At 61.7% G+C, this 25390-nt stretch carries 19 protein-coding genes; 12 read left to right on the top strand and 7 right to left on the bottom strand.

Annotated elements, in window-relative coordinates; genetic code table 11:
* Positions 1-117: 117 nt before the first annotated feature.
* A complete protein-coding gene (locus tag KHO31_RS10215; RefSeq protein ID WP_074285288.1) occupies positions 118-1101 on the bottom strand; it encodes a helix-turn-helix domain-containing protein in 984 nt (327 codons plus the stop codon).
* A 321-nt stretch (positions 1102-1422) separates the two neighbouring features.
* Here KHO31_RS10215 and KHO31_RS10210 point away from each other — a divergent pair, with 321 nt between their 5' ends.
* Positions 1423-2199 carry an SDR family NAD(P)-dependent oxidoreductase gene (locus KHO31_RS10210; RefSeq protein WP_211623220.1) on the top strand — a complete coding sequence of 259 codons (777 nt, stop codon included), beginning with the start codon at positions 1423-1425 and terminating at the stop codon, positions 2197-2199.
* A 76-nt stretch (positions 2200-2275) separates the two neighbouring features.
* A complete protein-coding gene (locus KHO31_RS10205) occupies positions 2276-3814 on the top strand; it encodes an amino acid permease (protein ID WP_211623219.1) in 1539 nt (512 codons plus the stop codon).
* 101 nt (positions 3815-3915) lie between these two features.
* On the opposite strand, the gene KHO31_RS10200 is transcribed toward KHO31_RS10205, so the two are convergent.
* Entirely contained in the window at positions 3916-5481 is a 1566-nt protein-coding gene (locus KHO31_RS10200) for a glycoside hydrolase family protein (RefSeq protein ID WP_236071135.1), read from the bottom strand.
* A gap of 16 nt (positions 5482-5497) precedes the next feature.
* Here KHO31_RS10200 and KHO31_RS39210 point away from each other — a divergent pair, with 16 nt between their 5' ends.
* Positions 5498-5893: a hypothetical protein gene (locus KHO31_RS39210; protein WP_236071133.1), complete on the top strand. Its 396-nt coding sequence runs from the start codon at positions 5498-5500 to the stop codon at positions 5891-5893.
* A gap of 549 nt (positions 5894-6442) precedes the next feature.
* On the opposite strand, the gene KHO31_RS10195 is transcribed toward KHO31_RS39210, so the two are convergent.
* Positions 6443-6760 (bottom strand): hypothetical protein, encoded by a 318-nt coding sequence (locus tag KHO31_RS10195; RefSeq protein WP_211623217.1) that lies wholly within the window; start codon positions 6758-6760, stop codon positions 6443-6445.
* Between KHO31_RS10195 and KHO31_RS10190 the strand changes: the two genes are divergently transcribed.
* Positions 6733-7818, top strand: coding sequence for a glycosyltransferase family 4 protein (locus KHO31_RS10190; protein ID WP_201080529.1), 1086 nt, complete (start codon positions 6733-6735; stop codon positions 7816-7818). The two genes, KHO31_RS10195 and KHO31_RS10190, sit on opposite strands and share 28 nt — an antisense overlap.
* 25 nt (positions 7819-7843) lie before the next feature.
* On the opposite strand, the gene KHO31_RS10185 is transcribed toward KHO31_RS10190, so the two are convergent.
* From KHO31_RS10185 to KHO31_RS10170, 4 genes are all read right to left on the bottom strand, one after another.
* A complete protein-coding gene (locus KHO31_RS10185; protein WP_201122923.1) occupies positions 7844-10225 on the bottom strand; it encodes a PIG-L family deacetylase in 2382 nt (793 codons plus the stop codon).
* Positions 10226-10380: 155 nt separating this feature from the next.
* Positions 10381-10833: a GDP-mannose mannosyl hydrolase gene (locus KHO31_RS10180; RefSeq protein ID WP_201080525.1), complete on the bottom strand. Its 453-nt coding sequence runs from the start codon at positions 10831-10833 to the stop codon at positions 10381-10383.
* A gap of 88 nt (positions 10834-10921) precedes the next feature.
* On the bottom strand, positions 10922-11071 hold the full coding sequence (locus KHO31_RS10175; protein ID WP_211623215.1) for a hypothetical protein: 150 nt from the start codon (positions 11069-11071) through the stop codon (positions 10922-10924).
* 172 nt (positions 11072-11243) lie between these two features.
* Positions 11244-13541 (bottom strand): hypothetical protein, encoded by a 2298-nt coding sequence (locus KHO31_RS10170; protein ID WP_201080521.1) that lies wholly within the window; start codon positions 13539-13541, stop codon positions 11244-11246.
* 799 nt (positions 13542-14340) lie between these two features.
* Between KHO31_RS10170 and KHO31_RS10165 the strand changes: the two genes are divergently transcribed.
* The 8 genes from KHO31_RS10165 to KHO31_RS10130 all read left to right on the top strand — a co-directional run bounded on the left by KHO31_RS10165 (position 14341) and on the right by KHO31_RS10130 (position 25365).
* On the top strand, positions 14341-15327 hold the full coding sequence (locus KHO31_RS10165; protein WP_201080553.1) for a helix-turn-helix domain-containing protein: 987 nt from the start codon (positions 14341-14343) through the stop codon (positions 15325-15327).
* Positions 15328-15430: 103 nt separating this feature from the next.
* Entirely contained in the window at positions 15431-17002 is a 1572-nt protein-coding gene (locus KHO31_RS10160) for a sugar phosphate nucleotidyltransferase (protein ID WP_201108257.1), read from the top strand.
* 57 nt (positions 17003-17059) lie between these two features.
* Positions 17060-18445: an undecaprenyl-phosphate glucose phosphotransferase gene (locus tag KHO31_RS10155; protein ID WP_201080516.1), complete on the top strand. Its 1386-nt coding sequence runs from the start codon at positions 17060-17062 to the stop codon at positions 18443-18445.
* 65 nt (positions 18446-18510) lie between these two features.
* Positions 18511-19650 (top strand): polysaccharide biosynthesis/export family protein, encoded by a 1140-nt coding sequence (locus KHO31_RS10150; protein ID WP_211623213.1) that lies wholly within the window; start codon positions 18511-18513, stop codon positions 19648-19650.
* A gap of 49 nt (positions 19651-19699) precedes the next feature.
* Entirely contained in the window at positions 19700-21934 is a 2235-nt protein-coding gene (locus KHO31_RS10145; protein WP_201080512.1) for a polysaccharide biosynthesis tyrosine autokinase, read from the top strand.
* A 91-nt stretch (positions 21935-22025) separates the two neighbouring features.
* The gene (gmd, locus tag KHO31_RS10140) at positions 22026-23144 is read left to right on the top strand and encodes a GDP-mannose 4,6-dehydratase (RefSeq protein ID WP_201080510.1); all 1119 of its coding nucleotides are present in this window, start codon (positions 22026-22028) and stop codon (positions 23142-23144) included.
* A 5-nt stretch (positions 23145-23149) separates the two neighbouring features.
* Positions 23150-24109 (top strand): GDP-L-fucose synthase family protein, encoded by a 960-nt coding sequence (locus tag KHO31_RS10135; RefSeq protein ID WP_201080508.1) that lies wholly within the window; start codon positions 23150-23152, stop codon positions 24107-24109.
* Positions 24110-24222: 113 nt separating this feature from the next.
* Positions 24223-25365, top strand: a complete 1143-nt coding sequence (locus KHO31_RS10130; protein WP_201122927.1) for a glycosyltransferase family 4 protein — start codon at positions 24223-24225, stop codon at positions 25363-25365.
* Positions 25366-25390: the final 25 nt, after the last annotated feature.

The raw sequence follows: 25390 nt of genomic DNA, 5'->3' as shown, positions 1-25390 counted from the left end.
CAACAATAACGGCCGCCGCGTCGCCGCAGCCAAGAAGGCGCGTTCAAATCGCGCCTTTTTTATTGCCTCCTGCGGTTTTTCTCGCGGGCAAGCTTGGCGGTCGGCATGAACCGAACTTCAATCTGCGCGGCGCTTGCTGCTGCGCCAGGTCTCCGATGGCAATTCCCCGAATTGCCCGCGATACTCGCTCGAGAAATTCCCAAAATGCCAGAACCCCCATCGGGTAGCGACCTCGGTAACGGATGCGGCGCCTCTTAGTTCGCGCCGCACGTGATCAAGCCGAACCGCTCGTATATACGCTGAAGGATTCACCCCAAGGGTATCCTCAAACGCATATTGCAACGTTCGCCGGCTCGCGTGAAATCGCGCACATAGTTCGGCAACAGACAGTGGGCAATCCGGCGACTCTTCCACCACCTCGCGAATCCCTCTCACGAGTTGCCAATTCCGCGCGGTACGTGCCTCGAGATTCCCGTGCGGGTCCGCATGCTGCATGCCCTGCAATGTCTCAGCGAGACCGAAGATCACCGACTTCTCAAACGACGCCGCAACACCGGCATCCTCGAGCAACGTCGGCGTCGCCGCCACGGCATCGAGTAAATGCTTCAGGACCTCGCGAAAGCCCTGCAATCTCGCAGGATCGACATTCAATACGCCAGGCTTCGCGCCCAGCAGCGACGTAATTTCATCGAGCTGCGAGCGCACCCGTTCATCACCAATCGCGCCAGGCTCGATCTCCAGATTCACCACGACGTGCTTGTCCGGCGACAAAAACTCAAACCCGCCATCGCCGGAAAACACATGCAGGCCGTCACGATGGCTCGTCTGCCCGCACAGTAGTGCATGCCCTTCGAGTTGAAATGGAATGCCTACGGCGAGCTTGGACCGCGCCACCTGGCCGCGTTGATAGACCGTGCGGTTCAAGCGTTCCACCAGCACCCGCACACCGCCCGCGGCGAAAGAACTCACCGAGCCGTCAAAGGCGCCGCGCGAAATCTGGCAATAGCTCTGGTTCCACGCGTCGAGCAGCATCGCCTGCTCGTCGATGTTCCGGCAACAGCGAATCTCGACGGCGCTGCTTGTCTGATTGACCGGCTGCATAGCTTCTCCCGATTCTGGTGGCGCTCCCCGAAAGCCTCGTGCCGATCAGTGTATGCGAAAAAAAATTTACGTCGCAGTGTTGGAGCGACCTATCCGCCCGCACACAGGCGGCTTCCTGCCTGTGTCCGCACAGATCACGAACACGGCGGCTGTCCGATACGGCAAGCATTTGGCTCGAATGTAATGAATTTGTTAGCAACCCGGATTTTTACGGGATTTTTACTTTTTGCCAATTTTGGATAGTCGCCACTTTTTGCCGCCCCTACTTTGTGCACAACGTTACGCAATGCAATGCACCAGACACTGGAACGGGAGTCACGCATGAGCAGATCGGCAGGCAGGCTGGAAGGCAAGATTGCAATCGTGTCAGGCGGCGCAACCGGCGCGGGCGGCGCGGCGTCGCTGCTGTTCGCGCAGGAAGGCGCGCAGGTCGCCGTGGTCGATATCAATACCGATGCAGGCGAAGAAGTCGTCACCCGAATTCGCGCGGCAGGCGGCACAGCCGAACTGTTTGCCGCCGATGTGTCGAAGCGCGAAGCCGTCGACGCCGCCGTGGCGAACATCATCGCGCGCTTCGGGCGCATCGACGTGCTGTTCAATCACGCCGGCAGCATCGTCGTGAAGCCGTTCATCGATACCACTGACGAAGACTACGACTGGCTCATGAACGTCAACGTGAAAAGCATGTTCATGATGACGCGCGCGGTGCTGCCGCACATGCTCGCCATGGGTGGCGGTTCGATCGTTTGCACGGCGTCGATTTCGTCAGTGGCGGCCACGCCGCTCGAAGTGCTGTACTGCACGACCAAAGGCGCATGCGCCATGTTCGCGCGCTCGATTGCCGTCGAGTATCGCGACCGTGGCATTCGCTGCAATGCCGTGTGCCCCGGCTTCATCGATACGCCGCATGGGCGCCGTGAGATCAGTGCGCTCGCGAAGTATGGCTTCGATGCGAGCGAAGCGGCGCTGTCGGTGCAGCAGGGCCGTCTGTGCGCGCCGGAAGAAGTCGCGCGCGCCGCGCTCTTTCTCGCCAGCGACGACGCCAGTTTCGTCAACGGCGCGCACCTGTACGTGGATAACTGCTTTACGGCTGCGTGAGCCGGTCCTTCGTCGCGCGGTCACGCCTCTGCATCGCTTAGCCGCTTCGTCATAACCCTGTTCAAAGGATCGCGTCATGGACATCAACACGGCCGTGCCGTCGGCGGACTCCGCCGACAACGACGTCAAGCTGTTGCACAAGATGGGCTACGCGCAGGAACTGTCACGGCGCATGGGGGCGTTCTCGAACTTCGCAGTGTCGTTCTCGCTGATCTGCATTCTGTCGGGCGGCATCACGTCGTTCCAGATGGGCCTGTCAGCAGCGGGCGGGGCGTCGATCGGACTCGGCTGGCCGCTCGGCTCGCTGTTCGCGTTGATCGTTGCGGCGGCGATGGCGCAGATCGCGTCGTCGTATCCGACGGCCGGCGGTCTCTATCACTGGAGTTCGATTCTCGGCGGAAAATTGTGGGGCTGGCTCACCGCGTGGATGAATCTGCTGGGTCTCGTGTTCGTGGTCGCCGCGATCAACTACGGTACCTATGACCCGTTCTTTCGCACGCTGATCGCGCCGATGTTTGGCGTGAATCCCGATTCGCTCGGCTGGTGGCAGCAAACGCTCTTTCTGACTGTGATCACCGCTTCGCAGGCGTTCCTGAATCATCGCGGCATTCGTATCACCAGCAAGATCACGGACCTGTCGGGCTATCTGATCTTTGTGGTGACGATCATGCTGGTGGTTTCCCTGCTGGTGTATTCGCCGGTCAAGATCGATCTGTCGCGGCTCTATACCTTCACCAACTTCACGGGTGTCGACGGCGGCGCGTGGCCCAAGCAGACCATCGCCATGGCGTTTCTGTCCGGCCTGCTGCTGACCGCCTATACGATCACGGGCTTCGACGCTTCCGCGCATACCTCGGAGGAGACGCATCAGGCGGCGCGCAATGTACCGCGCGGCATAATCGGCTCCGTGTTCTGGTCGACCACATTCGGCTACGTGATGGTGTGCGCATTCGTGCTGATGATGCCGGATATCGTCGCGGGGGTGAAGCAGGGCACCGGATTCTTCGAAGCGATTCTTGCACCGATTCCGGGGCCGTTGCGCATCCTGATCGAACTGCTGATGTTCTTCATCAACTACGTATGCGGTCTCGCGGCCGTCACCTCGACCTCGCGCATGATGTTCGCGTTTGCCCGCGACGGCGGCTTGCCTGGCTCGAAGTGGTTGCGCAAAGTGAATGCGGCGCATCGCACGCCGGGTGCCGCGATCTGGACCTCGGCGGTGCTCGCGATCGTGGTGACCTTGTACGGCGATGCGTTCACGGTGCTGAGCGCGGGTAGCGCAGTGTTCCTGTTCATTTCCTACGCGATGCCGATTGCAGCCGGCATTTTCGCCGAAGGGCGCACGTGGAAGGAAAAAGGGCCGTTCCAGTTGGGCATGCTGTCGAAGCCGTTCGCGGTCGCAGCGGTGTTCGGCGCACTCGTGCTCGCCTATGTCGGCATGCAGCCGCCGAATCAGAAAGTGGTGTACGTGATTGTCGGTTTGCTCGCGGCACTGCTCGCGATCTGGTACGGCGCCGGTGTGCGCAAGAGCTTTGCGGGCCCGCCGATCGGCAAGGTGTCGACCGAACGTGAACGCGAGTTGAGCGGAATGGAGGGACAACTGGGGGAAAGCTGAGGAGGTTTGCTCGCGCGCGACATGCCCCAAAAAAGCAACGTCAGCCGACCCTGAGGCCGGCTGACGTTTTTACGTCTACGACATGATGCGGAGCTAGTCAGTTAGATACCGACATATCCCACCGGAACCATCGCGTTGGCCTTGGCAACCGACGCGTTGTTCGACACCACATACACCGGCGACTCGGTCAGATTGAGCGTGAGCGTACCGTTGCTGTAGCTCGCGCTCGTCGCGTTGCCCATCATGTCCACCACCTTCACGGTGCCGCTCGTGCCCGGCGCATCCACGGCGAGGCTATACGGCACGCTGTAGGTGGAACTGAAGCCGGCGCTCGCACTCCACGCGCTGTTGTTGTGCGTCCACAAAGCGGTGATTACAGCGCCGTTGCCGACCTGCTGGAACGCGTAGGCATAAATGCCGGTCGGCGTGCCGTTCACCGGTCCGAGCGTGTGGGTGCCGTCGAGCGTATGCGTCATCGCGCTGATCGCCATCGCGGCCGGCTTCGGACTGATGTTCGTCGCGCCGAAGGCCCCTTGCGCGTCGTTCAGATCGAAGAACGTACCGTAGCCGACTTCGCCCGGGTAGTCCGCGCCATAGAACACGTAGGTCTGATCCGCACCTTCACCCAGCGTGATGATGTGCATGCGCGTTGCGACTGCCGCTTGCGCGTACAACACGTTCGAGGTCGGATAGTTCGGACCGTACGAGGTCCCGAGGTCGTAGCTGATGCCGGCTTCCGTCGAGAACAGCTTCATGCCCGGACGGTAATCGGTGGCCATTTCCGCGCGCAGACCGCGCATCTGGCCGCGCAGCGAACCCGAAGCCGTGGACGGATCGGCATCGTAGCGCTCAGGCGGATGAGAAGGGGACGTACCCGCGTCGTAGTAACCGTGCGTGGAGACGGCGTCGATGTATTGGCCGAAGCCGAGCGACGCGATGCGCTGCAGGCGCGTCGTGGTCAGGCTCGGGAACGCATCGGTCGGGCCCATCACCACCGCGTTCGGATCGGTCGAATGGATGCCTTGATAGACGGACTTATAGAGCGCGACGAAGTTGGCGTCCGTGTCGGTCCAGAACTGGTTGGGCTCCCACGTCACCTGATAGTAGTTGGCCGACTGCTGCGGGAAATAGGTCGTGCGAATCGTGTTCGATTCCGTACCGACGCGGCTCATGTAGCTCTGGTAATACGAAAGACTGGTCGGCACGCTCGTGTCATCCTGGAACGCGCCGGTGCTGCTCGCCCACGCGGGAATCCCGTCGAGGCGGATCAGGCGCATCACATTGCCGGTCGTGTAGAACGGGTCGAGATTGTTGGCCGCCGGATTGAACGTATTCGCTCCGCTCGGTTCCATCGTCGAGAGCTGGCGGTCGTCGATCGTCGACGAGATGCCGAGGTCGGCGAGCAGCGGGCCGTTGTCGTTCGCGCCCTGCATGCCGAAGCGGTGCTGCTCCTGATGCGCGTACGTGACGGCAGGCACGACTCCGGACAGGTTCGGCAGCACACCGAAGGTCGCAATGCCAACCGGACGCGTGCCGGCTTGCGGCAATTGGCCACCGTTCTGCGCGAGCGTGCCGGTTGCGGAGAAATAGCCCGCGAGCGTCGAGGTGCAGTTGAGCGTGATGGAATTCGAACCGGTCGGTACGGCGGTGCTACCGCTAGCCGCCACCCTGCCGAGGGTGTCCGTGACGGCCCAGTTCAGCGTGTCGGCGCTCGGCACGTTGGTGGTGAAGGCGAGTTGGAAGGTGCTGCCGGAAGCGAAGATGCGTGTGCCGTCCGCGCTGGGCGTATCGGCGGAAATGGTGGCGCTGCCGGAGCCTGCCGAAATGGCCGGCGATGTGCAGCTTAGTGCCGCGACGGCGGCGTTGCTCGCGCCGTTCACCGTGGCCGTGCTGCCGGTGCTGCTGTTGCCCGCCGCAGTCGAGTTGGACGGGCTCGATGCGCCGGATGGGCTCGCGGTGCCGTTGAGCTGGGTTGCCGGGTTGTTGCTGGAGCCATTACCGCCGCCACCGCCGCCGCAACCTGCCAGTGCCAGGGAAAGTGTCGAGAGTAGGAGTAGTTGCGATTTCATCAATCTCTAACCAATGCGTGAGCTGAACATTCGTTTGCCTCTTCGCGCGAAGCGCGTCGGGAGACGGAGCGAACATCTGGGTTCAATGGCAAGCCAGCCGATGACCGAGGCTTCGAAACTGGCTGCCTTGGGCGCGCAACAGTTCGGTTGCGCGAAGGGGATGCCTTCCCGGGTTGTCGGCCCCAAACGCATTTCTCTGCAGAGAAATTCTTGTCGTACGAATCCGCGCCGCTCGTCATGGCGGGTTAGGCGGAATCGGACGACCGGGAAGGTGTGACGAAAACAACCAACGTCTTGGGAAACAGCGCAATTCACATCGCAGTGCCTGAATTCATTGCACCGTTCGATGAATTTTTTACTGTTCTGTAAGCAATAGGGGCCCTGATGGGAAGAATCGACCGCAACAATACGCATTAGTATGCTTAAAAGAAGTAACGAGTCGTTACGTATGAACAATAATGCAGTACTAATTGCGTTGGCCGCACCACAAAGTATGTATGGTGAGACTAGTTTTTATCCGCCATAGAGAATTGGGGTCGAAAAGATTTGCAATGGATGCCTAACTATGTGAATCGGTGTAATCCGCCGAGAAATGGGCGATAGCGCTCATTCCATAGCCGATGGAACCTTGGAGTTGGCGGAAAAGTGCTTGGCCTTCGGTGTAAGGTTTCTTCGCGATAGTCGCTTCGCGGCGGAACTGTCGCTGTTTTATGAAGACGAGGCCGCGCCCCTCAACGGGGGTGCGCCAGATAAACCATGATGGGGTGCCGATGTTTGTTGGGGCCGGTACTTGCTGTTCGGCATGTCCATCCGCTGCGCAAAAAAGGCGGTTATCCAGAGAGATAAATCGTGAGAATTCTTCAGTTGATTCATGCACCGCGGCTGTCCGGGGCAGAGGTACTTGTAAAGGGGCTCGCGATTCATCATCAACGCGGCGGCCATGAGGTCTGCATTACATCGCTGCTTCCACAGCAGGATGATTTCGCCGGTATCCGCGCGGAGCTCCAGGCCGCGGGTGTCACCTGCCTGTTCCCGAGCACCCGCTACGGCAGGGTGGGTAAACTGCTGCACCTGTATCGCGTGGTGCGTCAATTCCGCCCCGATTTCATCGTGGCTCACGCCACGCTCGCCGCACTCTATGTGCGTCTTCTGCCCGTGCATACGCCGATCGCCTGGGTCATGCACTCTGGCGTCAACGACTTCGAGAACGGCGCGCTCAAGCAGGCCGAGCGCCTGTTGTCACGGCGGGCGAGAGCGATCATCGGGGTGTCGCAGCAAAATATCGACGACTACCTGCGAGAGATCGGCAAACATCCGGCCCTGGTCGTGATCCCGAATGGCGTCGACGCGTCGCTGTTCGCGGAGGACAACGGCACACCGGAGCCGGATATCGGCGTACCTGCCAAGCAGATTGTTCAGCTAGGCCGCTATATAGAAGGTAAGAGCCAGTTGGACACGATCCGCGCGTTCGCGCGTGTGGTGCAGAGCGAGCCCGAGGCGCGTTTGCTGCTGTGCGGAGTCGTCGAGGACGTCCCCTATCACGAGGCGGTGCTGTCGCTCGTTCATCAACTCGGGTTGGACAGCCGTGTGACGGTGTGCGGGCCGCGCACGGATGTCGCCGAGATCCTTCGCTCCTCGCGTGTCTTTGCCATGCCTTCGCGCTTTGAAGCGCAAAGCATCGGTTTTCTGGAGGCGCTTGCCTCGGGCATTCCTATCGTGGCAAGCCGGATTCCGTCGTTCGGCTTTGCCAGTGGATTTGCAGGCGTCAATCTCGTCGATACGGCCGATCCGGAGGTCTATGGCCGTGCACTGCTCAAGGCGCTCGACACGCCGCGTGCGAACCGGCAACTGGCGGGATACACATTGCATGACACGGCAGATCGCTACATGACGATCGCGCGGAAATTCGTCCAGCCGCTGCGGGTTTCGACCTGAATGGCGTCGGATCGACCGGCTCGCGCTACTGCGCCAACCGATCGATCCGCACCGTCTCCGAGAACAACCCCGGCAGTTCACCGAGATCCTGGGCCGGGCCCAGGGCGAAACCGTTTCCGACCGGATAGCGCGTCAGCGCCGGTGCGCCGCCGGTGAAATAGAAGTCGCCGAGCGTCGCATCGGTTCTTCGATAAAGCACGAGCGCCGCATCGCGCTTATCACGCACGAACGCCGGAAAGACGTCCGACCATGACATGCCGCGCAGTGTCGCTGCCTTGACAGGCACACTTGCCGCATCCGTGGTGTCGAGGGTGGCAACGTCGATCAGCGCGTCGTCGTTCGTGCCATCGAGATGCGGCGTCACGAGGATCAGCGTGTTGCTCGCTGTGCCATGCACGGCGCCGACTGTCACTTTGACGAAGTCTGGCAGAAAATTCGCAGGCAAGATTTTGCGCTCGCCGATTGTCATGCGCGTGCCGTCGTTGACGATGGGCGTGAGCGCGAGCCGTCCGTCCGCGCCGTCCAGCGCAACCAGTGACGCACGCGCTGAAGCAGCCTGTACCGGCAGAAGATTGACGTTCTGTTGCAGGTTTTTTGCCTGCGCCATTAAGGTCGGCGCCGAGCCGGCGGATCCCGTGGAAGACACCGTCCAGAGATCGAGCCCGCTGTCGGTTCGCTTCTGCGCGATCAGCACGCCGGCTCGTCCCGTTCCACTGAAATCCGCCGCTACATACTGCTGGGTCAGTTCAGGCACGAACGCATTGCTGGTTTGGAGCCACAGACGTGGTGCCTCGAAGCGCTCTCCCGTACTGCGAAGCAACCAGAACGCAGTGCCGCCCTGGCGCGCAGTGATGACCATCAAGTCGGCCTTGCCGTTGCCGTCGAAGTCGCCGAGCAGGAAGCGGGCGCTGTCGAAGCACAGTTTGTCATTCGCGCAACTTGGCGCGGTGGCATTCGGGTCGAACGAGACGGTGCTGGCGTACCAAAGGGCGGGGCGTGACGCTTTCGCAAGCGACGCCGCGTACACGTTGAATCCGGGCCCATCATGTTGGCGCTGCACGTAGACCGCGGATGTGTCGCCGGTGCCGGTGATGTCTCCAACCATCGCGGTGGCGAGCCGCAGGTCAGTGGCCTGGGTGTGTTGCGTCGTCGCCCAACGGAAGCGCGTGGTGAGCGAGGTGCAGCCGCGCATGGTGAGCCTGCCGTCGTTTTCGCCGAGGCAATGCCGCAGCGGCGTATAGACGAGGCCGAAGTCCCACGGCGTCCAGCGCTGCGCCATGTCCCATTGATCGCAGGTCTCGGAGATCAGATAGCCGTCGCGTTCGGCGATGCATTGCGAAGTCGCGACGCTGACGAGCGCGGCATTGCGTGTATTGCCGGGATAGACGGTCAGCGGATCCCAGCGCCATTGTTGCGCAAGTGAGCCCGTGCATGCGGCGAGTGTCGGCGCCTGGCCGCTGCCCGCGGAGGTTAGACAGCGGTTCGCCGCCGCATTGAATAGCGTAATGGGATGCGACTGGAAATCCGCGACGCGGTGATCGCTGAGATCGGCAAATGCATAGCGGCGCGCGACCCAGTTGCCGTCCCACTGAAACTCGCCGAATACGTGCGAAAACTCGCTGCCGTCGACAGAAAAGTAAGTGGCGACAATGTCGCGCTTGCGCTGAACTTCGGCTGCGGGAACGTTGCCGGGCCAGTCGCCGGTCGGATAGGTGACGTGGTACACGATCGGCACGCTTTTGTTCAACGTCAGGGCGACGTGACGTGTGATGCGCGCGGCGTAGATGTGATCGGGATGCTCGAGAAACGGTACGGTGTCCGGATTGAGCGTGTAGATCTGCGACGCCTCGGCGAGGATCACCTTCAGCGTGGCCGACAGCGAGGCCCGATCGTATTGCACACGCACGGAACCGTCGGCATTCATCGGATAGGTCGAGAGCGTGGCGCGCTGTTCCCACAGGAGGCCGAGCGGTTCGCGGCCGCCGCGCACGGCGCCGCCGGGCAGCCGGAATTCAAGCAGCCGGACCTGCGGCTTAGCCTTCAGCACCATCTGATGGACGAGCTTGCCGGCGATCGGAATATTCGTTTCGATCCATTCGTCAGGCACCCCCGCCATGCGCGCATAAGCGAGCCGCGAAGCCCGCTCGCGGGTTTGCACGTAGGCGAAATTCGCACCGTTGGCGCCGCCGATCAGATGCACCGTGACGATGCACCAGCCGGCATCGAGCCGTTCGCTGATGCCGGGATCCACGAAGAGCAGATCGTCATCGAGGTGGGCAACGACCGTGACCAGGGTGCCGGCGCTGCAATTGGCCGCGCGCGCCGAGCCGGGAAGAAAAGCGAAGAAAAGTAGCGCTAGAAACGCAATGGATGAATCGCGAATGAGCCTGGCTGCCGATGATCGCATGTTGATTCGAGCCCTGAAGGTGAGCTCGATCATACTGTATCGACATGGGCCCCCACGTTGGCGAACTCACAGTCGGCCTCACGTTGCGCGCCGGCAATGGGGGGATCATGCGGGCGCCAAGGCTGTTGGCGCAAGGGGAATCTCTGGCGCTGGTGTTAGCGGAAATAAGCCTTGGTGTTCTCGTGAACATCGGCGCGCGCGAGCAGCTCCGAAGGCGCGAGCCAGAGATATTCGCTGTGCTGGTCAAGTCGACCGACTGAGACTGTGCTGGTGAACTGCAGGGCGTAGGCGAGCACGATGTAATGCGTCGACACGTCTGGCTCGGCGGCGAAGTTGTCTTTGTAGTGGTGCTCGAACACACCTTCGAAGCGTGCGGCTGATCGCGTCAGCCTCGCGATGCCCAATTCGGCGTCGGCAATGCGTGCGAATGCCGCGTCGAGCGTTTCGTCTTTATGAATGCGCCCGCCAGGAACGAACCATGTGCCGCGGGCAGGGCGGTTGCGCCGATGGCCGATCAAGACGCGCCCCTCGGCGTCGCTGACGATCAGATCGATTGCGACCAGTGGCGTCAGACGCACCACATCCAGGAAATCGATCTCGGTCAGCATGTCATCTCCTGTGGGGCCTGCGCAGGTTGAGCGCCGGGTGATCGCGAAGTGAGTCGAGGACGATCCCGAAGGCGCTAGTCGCTATTAGCTAGTAGTCGTGGTGGTGCGCATCGTCCCGGGTGAGGCGATTTGAGAGATTCGCCAGCAGCAGTGCGACCAGAATCGCACCGACCGTGGCGAACAGAAACGCGCCGGCCATAGCGGCCAGCACCAGCATTGTCCATGCGAGGCCGTTCATCTCACGGCTCCAACGCGTTGATATGCATCCGAACCAGCACCCGCCTGGATTCTACGTGTGCAAACAACGGGCTGCCCTGTCACATCACGCCGAAGTATCGGCGCATCGCGACAGCGAGCGGTGTCTAACGAAACGCCTACGACGGCCACGATGCGCGCCATGCGCGGCCCGTCTAGCGAGGAACGTAACCCTCCGGGGTCATGACCGCGTCCTTGAACACACCGGCGTTGTCGGAGACCACATAGATGGGCGTTGGCGACAGTTTGAGACTTGCGACACCGTCGCGATACGCCAGTGCCGACGCGTTGCCCATCATGTCGAACACCGTCACTTCACCCGACGTGCCGGGCGCGTCGACCCGCAGACGATAGTCCGCGCTCTGACTGGCGCTGAAGCCGGTTCTGGCGTTCCATGCGTCGTTGTCATGCGTCCACAGCGCGGTCACGATCTTGCCGCCGCCGAGCCGGCGGAATGCGTACGCGTAAACGCCTTTGGGCGTTCCTTTGAGCGGCCCGAGCGTATCCGTTCCGTCGATGATCCGTGTCATCGCCGCCACCGCCAGCGCGGCAGGCTTAGGGCTGATGCGGGCGGGGCCGTAGGCGCCCTTCGGATGATCGAGTTCGAAGAAAAGCCCGTAGCCGGGCGCGGCGTCCGGCATGTCCGCGAGGTAGAACACATAGGTCATATCCGCGCCTTCGCCCAGCAGGATGAGATGCGTGCGCGCCACGACGGCGGCTTGTGCATACAGCACGTTCGCGCCCGGGTAGTTTTTGCCGTAAGCCTCACCGATGTCGTAGCTGATACCGGTTTCGGTCACGAACAGCGGCGCACCGGGTTTCAGATACTGGCGAAGCTCATGGCGCAGTGCCCGCATTGCGGCGGGCAGCGCGCCTTGCACGGTGCCTTGGTTGCCGGGATCGGCGACGCGCTCGGGTGGGTGCGACGGTGTGGTGCCGATATCGTAATACCCGTGAATCGTCATACCGTCCATATAGCGGCCGATTCCCTGCGGACCGAGACGGCGCATCCACGTTACGTTTGCCTGCACCGAGGCGTACGTCACACCCATCACCACGGCATGCGGGTCCGTCTGATGAATGCCCTCCCAGACGGCCTTATACATCGCGATGAAGTTTGCGTCGGAATCGCGCCACGGCAGTCCGCCATCGGCGTCCGGCTCCCATGTCACCTGATAGTAGTTGTCGCGCTGTTTGGGGAAGTAGGTCATCCGCGTACGGTTGGACTCGGCGCCGACTTTTGCCATGTAGTCCTTCATTTGCGCGAGCGAGGTCGGCGCGTAGCTGTGCGTCTCTTTGCCGGTGGGGCTTGCCCACTGGGGAATGCCGTCGAGCTGGATCAGGCGCATGATGTCGCCACGCCGGAAATAGGGGAGCAACTGCTTGCTCGCAGGATCGAACGTACCCGCTTTTTTCGGCTCTTCCATATACCAGTTGCGGTTGTCGTTTGCCCACGAAAGGCCGAGCGCCGTATAGACCGGCCGATACCCGTCGCCGTCGCAGCAATGCTGACCGGGCGCAAGGTAGGCGGTGCCCTGTCCGCCGAATCGATGCAGGTCTTCATAGGGGAAGCGTACGGCTGGTAAAGCGGTGGAGGTGTCAGGCAGTACGCCGAAGGTGGCGATGCCTGCAGGACGTGTACCGCGCGCTTCGAGTTGGCTGTGTGCGCGTTCCAGTGAAGCGGAGACGGCGAAGTAACCGGCAATGGTCGACGCGCAATTGAGGGTCGATAGCGTGGCGCCTGCTGCAACGGGGAAGCGGCCGCTGGCGCGCACGGCATTCCAGCTGTCACGGATCTGCCAGTTGAGCGTATCGCCTTGCGTCGGACGTGTTGTGAAGACGAGCGCGAACGGTTTGTCCGCTGCGAACAGGCGCGTGCCGTCGCTCGGCGTGTCCGCTTCCAGCAGATCGCCGTCCGCGGCCGCGCGTACCTGTGAGGAGGGGGCGGCGCAGCGCAGGCCCTGTCCGGGTGGTGCCTTCAATGCAGTGGGCACGGCGGGCGTCGATTCCAGCGCGGCAGCAGGCGCGGTGTTTACGCTTGCCGCCGCTGCCTTGGCTGCCGTGCCCGCATCGGCCGCGGTGACCGCGACTGCGCAACGCTTCTCCACGCCGGGCGCTGGATCGCCGAACACACCGTTATTGCAATCGGCGCTGTTCGAAAACGTCTTCACTACATGCTGTTCGACTGTGCCGTATAGCACGTCACGCGTACCGCTGAACCGACAGGTGCCGTATTCCGCCGCGCAGGGTGTCCACTTTCTGCCGTCGACCGTCAGATCGGCGTTGCTCGTGCCGTCCGGGCCGGCTGAAGCGGCTGCCGCGCTGCACGGGACGGCCGCAAGCCCCAGCATGACAAACGCCGCAGTCGAGGCAGCGACGCGCAGCGCTAAGCATTGAGCGGCAGAGGCGACGGCGAGTGGTCGCCGCGTGCGATATTTGCGTACCTTCGACATGTGTTCCCCGCGTCGTTCGACATCTATGTTCCGGCGACAAGGCGTCGCTGAAGTGCTAGTTGACCAGGCCAGACCCGCCTCGGGCTACCTAGTATCGCAATGTGTTGCGGAAACCGCATAGGCTATTTCCGCAATTGAGTGGCGGAATCGTACCGGTTCTCATCCGACAGAATCCGCCATTGGCCCGCCTATTGCCCGGCGGTCTAAAGTTGTCTTATTGCCGTGTTTCACGTTTGAAACATTAATCGTCCTGTTTATATTCTCCAGATCCAATAACAACGAATTAAATAATCTTGTCGCTCCAAAAGTGTTTATATTGGAGGCTGTTTTACATGTCTCTGCCGACCGAATATATCGTCTGAAGAAATCCCGTCCGGCACGTTGTAAAAGCAATAGCTGATGCGTGTAAGGCGGCTGCCCTCGTTCCGACGATGCGATGGAAAGAAGTTACTTCAAATCTGCGGAATGACGGGCAAATCAAATTGCAACTCGAGCACTTCGAGTAGCGATTGTATGTGTGCCAGCGAACGAAAAATTTCATTAATTGGCATTAAGATTCGCAGAACGTAAATTCATTCATATGCGGAATCGGCAATTAATTCTTTGAAAAATAAGCGGTGGCGGGATTGTTCTGAAAATGAGTGGTTGGCCACTATGCCCAAACGCCAACTTGTCTGCACTTTCGGTCATGGCGGCTAAATGCTTGATTGCTGATGGCTATGATGCACTGCACAGAGCATGCCTCTGTGTCGGCGTTGAAGGTTGAAAAGTAGATCCGTTTTCTGGTGAGAGGATGACTATGACCTGCGCGAGTTTCGAGTCTGCAATGCTGCGCTGGGTGCACGCACCGAACAAGGGTATGCGTCGCATCGCAATACTGATGTTCAACGACTGCTCGCTGCAGGGCGCGGGCGTGGTTGCCGAGGTGTTTCAGGCAGCGAACGAACTGGCATCGTCCGGCTCGGGCGGCTGGTTGTATGACGTTTCCTTTCTGTCAGCCGACGGCGGCATGGTGACCTCGTCATCCGCACTGCGGGTCTGGACCGACGGACTCGATGCGCGGCATTACAGCGGCTTCGACGCGTTGTATGTCGCCGGTGGCAAAGGTGCATTCGCCGCAGCCGGCGACGAGCGCTTGATCGCCTGGTTGCGACGCGTTCGACGCAATACCGGCATGATCCGGCCGATCGCCGAAGGGCGCGCGCTGCTCGAGGCGGCTTACGTGCCGGACGGCAAGGAAAGCGGCGATCTCCACCAGCAGCAGCCGGTGGCATCGCGCCAGACCGAGCAGAACGGCGATGCGGGCGACCGCCTTGAATCGATGAGAAGCGCGCTCGCCATGATCAAGCGCGATCTCGGCGGCGCGACCGCCCGCACCGTGGCCGAGCGCCTGCTCGCCGATTCGTGCTCGAACCTCGCGCCGCTGCTTGGTGAAGACGGCGCTTTGAGCCCCGGCGACAAAGTGCGCGCGGCAGCCCGCTGGCTGCAAGAAAATTGTCAGCAGTCGATTTCGATTGCCGATGCGGCTCAGTTCGCCGCGATGAGCGAGCGCAACTTCCTGCGCCGCTTCAAGATGGAAATGGGTATCACACCCTCGAGCTTCCTGCTGCATGAGCGCCTCGCGGTGACCTGCAGCCTGCTGACCGAGTCGGAGTTGCCGGTGGACAAGATTGCCCGGCGCACCGGTATGGGTAACGGTGACCGCCTCGCGAAGGTCTTCCGCAAGCGGATGAGAATTTCCCCCACTGAGTTCCGGATTCAAAGCCGCCGTATGGTCGGCGGATAGCGCACGCGCCGCGAACCGGTTGACCGCGCTTATTAAGCAGTAGTTTCACGCAGTGCTTCGGTAAATATTTCGTTGGCTTCACGGAATTATAAGGAATGCGAATATGTTGACTAAGGGAGCTGTGAGCGTTGCATCGGTGAACCCGGACGGCGCCAATGCCGGGGCCGTTGGCGCGCGTTGCGCGCACATCGTCCCGGTCATCCTTGCCGGCGGCTCGGGCACGCGGCTGTGGCCGGTGTCGCGTGAAAACTATCCGAAGCAACTGATCGACGTCGTCGGCACCGACTCGCTGCTGCAGGCGACCGCGCGGCGTATGGACGGATTTCCCGCCGGCTGGAAGGTGGACGTGTCGCCGATCATCGTGTGCGGCGAAGAACACCGGTTTGTGATTACCGAGCAGCTTCTCGAAAACGGCGTGAAAGCGCGTCTGATCGTCGAGCCTGCGCGGCGCGATACGGCGCCGGCGTTGACGCTCGCGGCGTCGCTCGCGTGCGCGGACGGCGACGACGCCATCCTCATCGTCATGCCGGCCGACCATTCGATTGCGGATGTGCCCGCGCTGCAAGGTGCGTTGGAACGTGCCGCCAGATACGCGGAGCAGGGCTCAATCGCCACGCTGGGCGTGCCGCCTACGCGCCCCGATACGGGCTTCGGCTATATCCGCATCGGCACGGAATTGCCTGATGGCGGTCATGCGATCGACGGTTTCGTCGAGAAACCGGCCGAGGAAATCGCCGCGCAGTACGTCGCCGCGGGCACGTATTGGTGGAACGCCGGGATCTTTGTCGTGCGGGCACGTGTGTGGCTCGATACGCTGAAACGCATGCAGCCCGAGATGCATGCGGCCTGCGAACGTGCGTTTGTGGACGGCCACATCGACGGCGTGTATTTCCGTCCGTCGGTGGACGCTTTCCTGAGTTCGCCCGCTGACTCGATCGACTATGCGGTGATGGAGCGTCTGACGGGAGTGAGTGACGTGGACGAGGTGGCCGCGACCGACGGCACGGATCCGCAAGAGTCCGGCGCGAGTCCGTCCGGCGTGGTCGTGCGACTCGATGCCGGCTGGTCGGATCTCGGCTCCTGGGACGCCGTTTGGGCCGCGATGGAGAAGGACGCCAATGGCAACGCCGGGCGCGGCCGCGTGGCGTTCGAAGGCGCGGTGTCGAGCTACGCGCATTCCGAAGGCCGGCTCGTCGCCTGTGTCGGCACGACCAATGTGGTGGTCGTCGAAACAGCAGACGCCGTGCTGGTGGTCGACCGTTCGCACGTGCAGGACGTCAAGGGCCTCGTGTCACGCATCAAGGCACAGCACGCGCCCGAGGCCGATGCACACCGCAAGGTGCACCGCCCCTGGGGTTTCTACGATTCCATCGACCACGGCGAGCGCTTTCAGGTGAAGCGCATCGTCGTCACGCCGGGCGCGAAGCTTTCGCTGCAATTGCATCACCACCGGGCCGAACACTGGGTCGTCGTGCGCGGCACGGCGCTCGTCACGCGCGGCGAAGATCAGTTCCTGCTGAGCGAAAACGAATCGACCTACATTCCGATCGGTACGCGTCACCGGCTCGAGAATCCCGGCAAAGTACCGCTCGAAATCATCGAAATTCAGTCTGGCACCTATCTCGGTGAAGACGACATTGTGAGGTTCAACGATAACTACGGCCGCTGCTCCTAACAGCGCTGCCGGAATCATTTACGGAAAAGAACGGACGGCAAGAACGAGGTAAGCAAAATGCGCAAGTTTCAGGATTTGCTCGCGCGAGTTTTCGATGTCGCGTTGGTACTCGCGGGGGCGGCGGTGGCGTCGCAGATCCGCTTTGATTACCTCGCTCAATCCGGGTTCTATTGGGCGCTCGTGATGTTTTCCGCCGCCTTCGCACTGGCCATCTTTCCAGCGTTCGGCGTGTATGAATCATGGCGCGGCCGCTCCAAGCTCTCGCTGGCCGGGCAGGTGTCGCTTGCATGGTTGATGGTGCAGGTAAGTGCCCTCGTGCTGATGTATTCGCTGCACCGCATCGACTTCGTCTCGCGGCTGTGGTTCTCGTACTGGACCGCTGTGACGGGCGGCCTGCTGATCGCGAACCGGCTGATCACGCATGCGGTGCTGGCGCGTGCGCGCCGTGCCGGGCTGAATCTGCATCAGGTCGCGATTGTCGGCAGCGGCTCGCAATGCGACGCGATCATTCGCCGGATCGAATCGGAGCCCGGCACTGGCTTTCGCGCCACGGCCGTCTACAACACGCGACCGGATGTGTCTGCTGTTACCAGCGCGCGGGTGCCTGTCTGCGAGACGGTGGATGCGCTTGCCGACTACATTCGCAGCAACGACGTGCACGAGCTTTGGCTGATGGTGTCGCTCGCCGAAGAGCCGCTGATCTGCAAGCTGATCAGCGAGTTTCGCGACGATCTGGTGAATATCCGCTTCATACCGGATGTGCGCAGCATCGCATTGTTCGATGGCAGCGGCGTGATCGATCTGCTCGGCGTGCCGGCGATCAACCTCGTTGCGTCGCCCCTGTCGGCCAGTTCGATGCTGAAGAAGGAAATCTTCGACCGCCTGTTCGCCGCTGCGGCGTTGATGGGCCTCGCGCCAATCCTGCTCGCCATTGCGATCGCGGTGAAGCTCTCGTCGCGCGGCCCGGTGCTCTTCAAGCAGAAGCGTAAGGGCGCGGACGGCCGCGTATTCACGATCTACAAATTCCGCTCGATGCGTCTGCATCCCGAGCAAAAAGGCATGGTCAAGCAGGCGACGCGCGACGATCCGCGCGTCACGAGAGTCGGCGCCTTTCTACGCCGCACGAGCCTTGACGAACTGCCGCAATTCTTCAACGTGTTGCGTGGCGACATGTCGGTCGTCGGACCGCGTCCCCATGCACTCGAGCACGACGACCTCTATCAGAAAGTGGTCGCCGGCTACATCAATCGCTATCGGATCAAGCCGGGTATTACGGGTTGGGCGCAGATCAACGGCTTTCGTGGCGAAACCGACCGCATCGAGAAGATGGAGCGTCGCGTCGAACATGACCTGTACTACCTGGGGCATTGGTCGTTCGCGCTCGATATGCGGATTATCGGCGCGACGATTGTCGCCGGACTGGTGCATCGAAACGCTTACTAAGTAGTTAACAAGACGCTGGGCGCGACCTCCCCCGAGGACAGGTCCTGGCATACGGAGGAAACACCATGAGCTCGCTTGGTATACGCACGGGAAGTCTCGTGATTTTCACAGTTGCAACGCTGCTTTCCGGATGCGGGATCGTTCCGGGCCAACGGATGATCACCCCAGCCGCGATTCAGGACACGGGTGGGGATTACAGCACCGAACCATCACAGCAACAGCAGATACAGATTACCGATATCAACCTCGCGCTGCTGCGCAAGATGAACACGGCGCAGACGTCCGCACAGATCGCCCCTGCAACGCTCGCACTGTTCGGCAAACCGACCGCATACAAGGTCGGCCCTGGCGACGTGTTGCAGATCGTCGTGTGGGATCACCCGGAACTCGCCGCCGCGCTTGGCCAGCCCGCACAGAACACGAAAACGACTGATGCCGCGCCCGGTTTTCTGATCGACGAAAGCGGCGACATCCAGTTTCCGTACGCGGGCAACTTGCATGTAGCAGGCAAAGACGTCGCGTCGATCCAGAAGGAGCTGCATAAGCGTCTGAGCAACGTGTATCAGAAGCCCGAGGTAACGGTGCGGGTGGCCTCGTTCCGGAACGCGCAGGTCTACGTCGACGGCGAAGTGCGTACACCTGGGGCTCAATCGGTCAACGACATCCCGATGTCGCTGACGAGTGTGATCAACCAGGGCGGCGGCTTCAGTCCGGCTGCGGATCGTAGCCGGGTGGAGTTGATCCGCAACGGCGTGACGTATCCGATCAACGTGGACGATCTGATCAAGCGTGGCCGCAATCCGTCGGACATCTACCTGCAAGCGGGCGACATTGTACGTGTGGCATCGCGTGAAGACAGCGGCGTGTATGTGATGGGCGAGGTCAACAAGCCGGCGACCATCCAGCCGATGCGTAACGGTTCGCTGACGCTTGCGCAAGCCATCTCCGATAGCGGAAGCTTCGATTCGAACACGTCGGCGCCGAGGCAGTTGTTCGTAATCCGTAATTCGACAAGCGACGCGCCGGAGGTCTACCACCTCGATGCGACCTCGCCGGTGTCCATGGTGCTCGCCAATCAGTTCGAGCTCCAGCCGAAGGACGTCGTGTATGTCGGTCAAGGTGGACTGGTCCGCTTCAACCGTGTGCTGAACCTGCTGCTGCCGGCGATCAACGCGGCTGTGACGGGCGCCGTTCTTGCGAAATAACAACCGTGCAACATGACCTTGAACCGCCGGGCTTTGTTGGGTGAACAAAATGGCAATTAACTTCGAAAATCGCTATACCGACGTGTCCGGACCGGACGAGCTGCATCTGTCGGACTATCTGCGTACGATCGTGAGGGGCTGGCGCACGATCGTGATGGTGACGCTGATCGCACTCGCGCTGGGGTGCGCGTATGCGTTCCTCGCGCCGCCGACGTATCGCGCGGATGTACTGTTCCACGTCGAGGACAAGACGGCGAACGCCAATGCGAACAACAAGGATTCCTTGCCGCCGCTCACCGGCATGTTCGACACCAAGCCCACGACGGCGGCGGAGATCGAGTTGCTGAAGTCGCGGCTCGTCACCGAGGAAACGGTCAAGAGCTTGCACCTCGACATTACGGCCGGTCCGCGCACCTTGCCGTTCATCGGCGGCATGATCGCGGGGTTGGTGAACGGGCAATGGTTTTTCAAATTGCCGTCGTTCATCAACCTGTCGGGTTACGCGTGGGGTAACGAGAGCATTGCCGTGTCGCGCTTCGACACGTCGAAGGACTTTTACGACACGACCTTCACGCTGACCTCGGGCGAAGGCGGGTCGTACGTGCTGCGCGACAAGAACGGTATCGCGATTCTCTCCGGCCATGTCGGCGAGACCGTGGAAACCGACACCGCCGACGGCCCGATCGCGTTGCACGTCGATAAGCTGGTCGGCGCGCCCGGCTCGCGTTTTGAACTGCAACGCGCCTCGACGCTGGGGACCGTGGACCGCTTGCAAAAAGCGCTCGTGGTCGCCGAGACCACGTTGCAGTCCGGCGTGATCCGCACGAGCCTCGAGGGCGGCGACCCGGCGCTGACCGCGGCGATCGTCAACAGCATGGCGCGCGAATTCGTGCGCCAGGATGTGGAGAGCCGTTCGAGCGAAGCGGAGCACATGCTGGCCTTCCTCGATCAGCAACTGCCCGGCTTGCGCAAGGAACTCGACGACGCCGAGCAGCGCTATAACAAGTTCCGCAACCAGCACGGCACGGTCGATCTCGGCGAGGAAAGCCGGCTGCTGCTCCAGCAGGTCGTCGACAACAAGACGAAGCTGCTCGATCTGCAGCAGCAACGCGCGGAGATGTTGCAGCGCTTCACGCCGAATCACCCGGCGGTAGCCGCCCTGGACGCGCAGATCGCGGCGTTGGAGGGCGCGGCGGCCAACATGAACCGCAGCGTGGCCGTGATGCCGGATACCGAGCAGACCGCCTTGCGTCTGCTGCGCGACGTGCACGTCGATACGGAGCTTTATACCAATCTGTTGAACAGCGCACAGCAACTGCGGGTGGCGAAAGCCGGCCAGGTGGGCAACGTGCGCGTGGTGGACTTCGCCGAAACGCCAGACGAGCCGGTGCGTCCGAAACGCGTGCTGGCGATCCTGATCTCGCTCGGCGGCGGCTTGCTGATCGGCATCATGCTGACCTTCTTCAAGCGCGCGATGTATGGCGGCGTGGAACGTCCGGACGAACTCGAAGCGGTGCTCGGCGTGCCGGTGTTCGCGATCGTGCCGCGCAGCCAGACGCAGCTGCGTTTGCAGGAAAACGTCATGCTGCGCCGTCGTGGGCTGCATGTGCTCGCGCAGCAGGCGCCGGAAGACATCGCGGTGGAAGGCGTGCGCAATCTGCGGACCTCGTTGCAGTTGTCGCTCGATCACGCCGAGAACAACATCGTGATGATCACGGGTTCGCGGCCCGACACCGGCAAGTCGTTCCTGTCGGTGAATCTGGCGGCGCTGGTGGCGTCGGCGAACAAGCGGGTGCTGATTATCGACGGCGACATGCGGCGCGGCGACGTCCATTCGCATTTCGGCATCGGCCATCAGCCGGGGCTTTCGGACGTGCTGAGCGGTGGCGATCTCGGGGCGATGATCCAGCGCGACGTGCTGCCTGGACTCGACGTGCTCGCCAAGGGCACGCTGCCTTCGCATCCGTCCGAATTGCTGATGAGCAAGCGTTTCGAAACGATGCTCGAAGAATTGAAATCGCACTACGACATTGTGATTGTCGACACGCCGCCGGTGCTCGCCGTGACCGACTCGACGGTGATCGGCAAGTACGCCGGCACGACCCTGCTGGTGGTGCGCCATGGCCGCCATCCGCTGAACGAGATTGCCGAGACCGCCAAGCGGCTGCTCAACGGTGGCGTATCGCTCAGAGGTGTACTGCTGACCGACGTGCCACAGGAAGGGGCATTCCTCGGTTCCGGCTATCAAGGTGGTTATTACGGATACGACAGCATCGCCGGCTAAGGATTGATGCAGCGGCGGCCCCATGGACGGGGCCGCCCACTCGATCGTGCTATGGCACTGACATCACAAAGTTCAACGAGGGGAGAGCTTCATGAAACGCAAGGTCGCGCTGATCACCGGCATTACTGGACAGGACGGGTCGTATCTCGCCGAGCTGCTGCTCGCCAAGGATTACGACGTACACGGCATCAAACGCAGGTCATCACTGTTCAATACGGACCGGATCGATCATCTCTATCGCGACCCGCACGACCCGGACCAGCGACTCTTTCTGCATCACGCCGACCTGACCGACTCGACCAGCATCCTGCGCGTGATCCAGCGCGTGGAGCCCGACGAGATCTACAACCTCGCGGCGCAGAGCCACGTGGCGGTTTCGTTCGAGGAACCGGAATACACGGCCAATGCGGACGGCCTTGGCGCCTTGCGGATTCTCGAAGCGATCCGCATTCTGGATCTTCAGCACAAGACGCGCTTCTATCAGGCTTCCACTTCGGAGCTGTATGGCCTCGTGCAACAGGTTCCGCAGTCCGAGACCACGCCGTTCTATCCGCGCAGTCCCTATGCGGTCGCCAAGCTGTTTGCGTACTGGACCACGGTCAATTACCGCGAGGCGTACGGCCTCTATGCCTGCAACGGGATTCTGTTCAATCACGAATCGCCGGTGCGTGGCGAGACCTTTGTCACGCGCAAGATCACGCGCGCCGTGGCACGCATCGCGGTGGGTATGCAGAAGGTCTTGTATCTCGGCAATCTGTCGGCGTTGCGCGACTGGGGCCATGCGCGCGACTACGTGGAGATGCAATGGCGCATGCTGCAACAGGAGCGGCCGGAGGACTACGTCATCGCCACCGGCGTGCAGTACAGCGTGCGTGAGTTCGTTCAGCACGCCGCCGCCGAGTTGGGTGTCACGGTGCGTTTCGAAGGCACCGGCGTGGATGAAGTCGGCATTGTCGAAAAGGTGGAAGGGCGCGAAATCAAGATGTCGCCGGGCGATGTGATCGTGCGTGTCGATCCGCGCTACTTCCGGCCCGCCGAGGTCGAGACGCTGCTGGGCGATCCGTCGAAAGCCCATGCGCAGCTCGGCTGGAAGCCGACTACGCCGTTCAGCGCGCTCGTCAAGGAAATGGTGCGGGCGGACTATCAGATTGCAAGACGTGACGCGCTAGTCACGCTGGCCGGCTTCACGGCGCTGGAACATCACGAGTAACGGCGATGAACAAACAAGCACGCATCTTCGTCGCGGGCCACCGTGGCATGGTCGGCTCCGCGCTGGTCCGGCGGCTGAATGCCGAGGGTTACCACAACGTCGTCACGCGCACGAGAGCGGAGCTCGACCTCATGGATCAGGCTGCCGTGAACCGCTTCTTCGAGCAGGAAGGGATCGACGTGGTGCTGCTCGCGGCCGCGCGCGTGGGCGGCATTCTCGCCAATGCGTCGCAGCCGGGTGAATTCATCTATGAAAACCTGGTGATCGAAACGAACGTGATTCACGCCGCGTATCGTGCTCAGGTCGAGCGGCTGGTGTTCTTCGGTTCGTCGTGCATTTATCCTAAGCAATGTCCGCAGCCGATCCGCGAGGAGTATCTGTTGACCTCGCCACTCGAGCCGACCAACGACGCCTACGCGATTGCGAAGATCGCCGGTCTCAAGTTGTGCGAGGCGTACAACCGCGAGTACAACACGCAGTACGTCTCGTTGATGCCGACCAACCTGTACGGCCCTAACGACAACTACGACCTGAACAGCAGCCATGTTTTGCCGGCGCTGCTGAAGAAGGCGCACGAAGCGAAAGTGAACGGCTCCGCGACCTTGACGGTATGGGGATCGGGCACGCCGCGCCGAGAGTTTCTGCACGTCGACGACCTCGCCGCAGCGACGCTCTTCGTGCTCGAGCATAACGTGACGGAAGGCCTGTTCAACGTCGGGGTGGGTGAAGACCTGTCGATTCGTGAACTGGCCGAATGCATCTGCAGAGTGGCCGGCTTCGAGGGCGAACTCGTATTCGACGCCTCCAAACCCGACGGCACACCGCGCAAGCTGCTCGACGTATCGCGGCTCGCGCAAATGGGCTGGCACGCGACCATTGGCCTCGAAGAGGGCATCGCGTCCACGTATCGGGAATTCGTTGAATTACACGCCGGCTCGACACCTGCCGCCGCCATGCAGGCATAGGCGCGCACTGAAGGCCGTTGAGCGCGATTCCGGAATTGAAGGGACGCGTGGGGCGTTTTGCGCGCGTAGCGTCTAATGCACACAGCGACGATTTTTCAAGGAGTTGAATAAAGATGACCGCGTCAGTCACGATCTTCCACAACGTCGTATGGTCGCGCCACAAAGGTGTCGTGTTCTCCGCCTTGCACAACATTTCGTCGTCTGGCGCGATTCGCTACTCGATGGTGCAGATTGCGGATACTGAGCACGACCGCATCGGGTTTTCGGATGTCGACTATTCGTACCATCGTTATCCGATGCAAAAGTTGTTCGACGGTTGCTACGAAGATGTGCCGACGATGAAGATGATCGCGCGGCTCACCTGGGAAGTCCTGCGGACCAAGTCGGATCTGATCGTTCTGCCGGGCTACCACCGTCCGGAATATTGGGCGATGCTGGCCGCGTGCATCGTGACCGGCAAGCGGCGTGCGGTGTTCTGCGATTCGACCGCGCGCGACCGGCCCAAGAAGCTGCTGACGTCGATTCCGAAGCGCGTGTTCTTCTCGCTCTGCGACGGCTATTTTGGTTTCGGCGAGCGCAGCCGCGAGTATCTGCTTTCGCTCGGCGCGAAGCGCGACAAGATTTTCGTGCCCTGTCAGGCTGCCGCGTTGCCCGGCTCGTTCTCGCCGGAGCGCGCGCTGGTCGAGCGGATTGCGGCACGCGCCGGCAATCCTCCAATTTTTCTCTATGTCGGCCGTCTTTCAGAAGAGAAGGGCATCGGCACGCTAATCGAGGCGTTCGCCGGCTTGCAGCGGCGTATTCCAGCGGCCAAGTTGCGCATTGTCGGCACGGGTCCGATGGCGGACATGTTGCATACGAAGGTGGCAGAACTCGAACTCGGCGACGCAGTGACCTTCGCCGGCAGTTTGCAGGACGAGCCGCTTACCCGGGAGTACTACGGCGCGACCTGCATGGTGCTGCCGAGCTACAGCGAGCCGTGGGGACTCGTCGTCAACGAGGCGCTCGCGCACGGCTGCCCCGCGGTGGTCAGCGAGAGTTGCGGTTGCGTGCCGGAACTGGTGATCGACGGCGTGAGCGGCTATTCATTCACAGCGGGCGACGTCGCCGGACTGCAGCGCACGATGCTCAAGGCGATGGAGGCTTTCGCCGACGCCGGCGGCACGGCGCGCCGTTGCATGGATGTGATTCGCCGTTTCGATCCGCCTTCCGCCGCCGCCAATATCGCTCGTGGCTGCGCGCTGATGCTCAGCGACTGAAGCCCTTCATGGCCCCGTTGCGCAT

This window comes from Paraburkholderia domus, from assembly GCF_905220705.1.
Taxonomy (GTDB): domain Bacteria; phylum Pseudomonadota; class Gammaproteobacteria; order Burkholderiales; family Burkholderiaceae; genus Paraburkholderia; species Paraburkholderia domus.
This window is presented reverse-complemented; position numbering and strand designations above follow the sequence as displayed.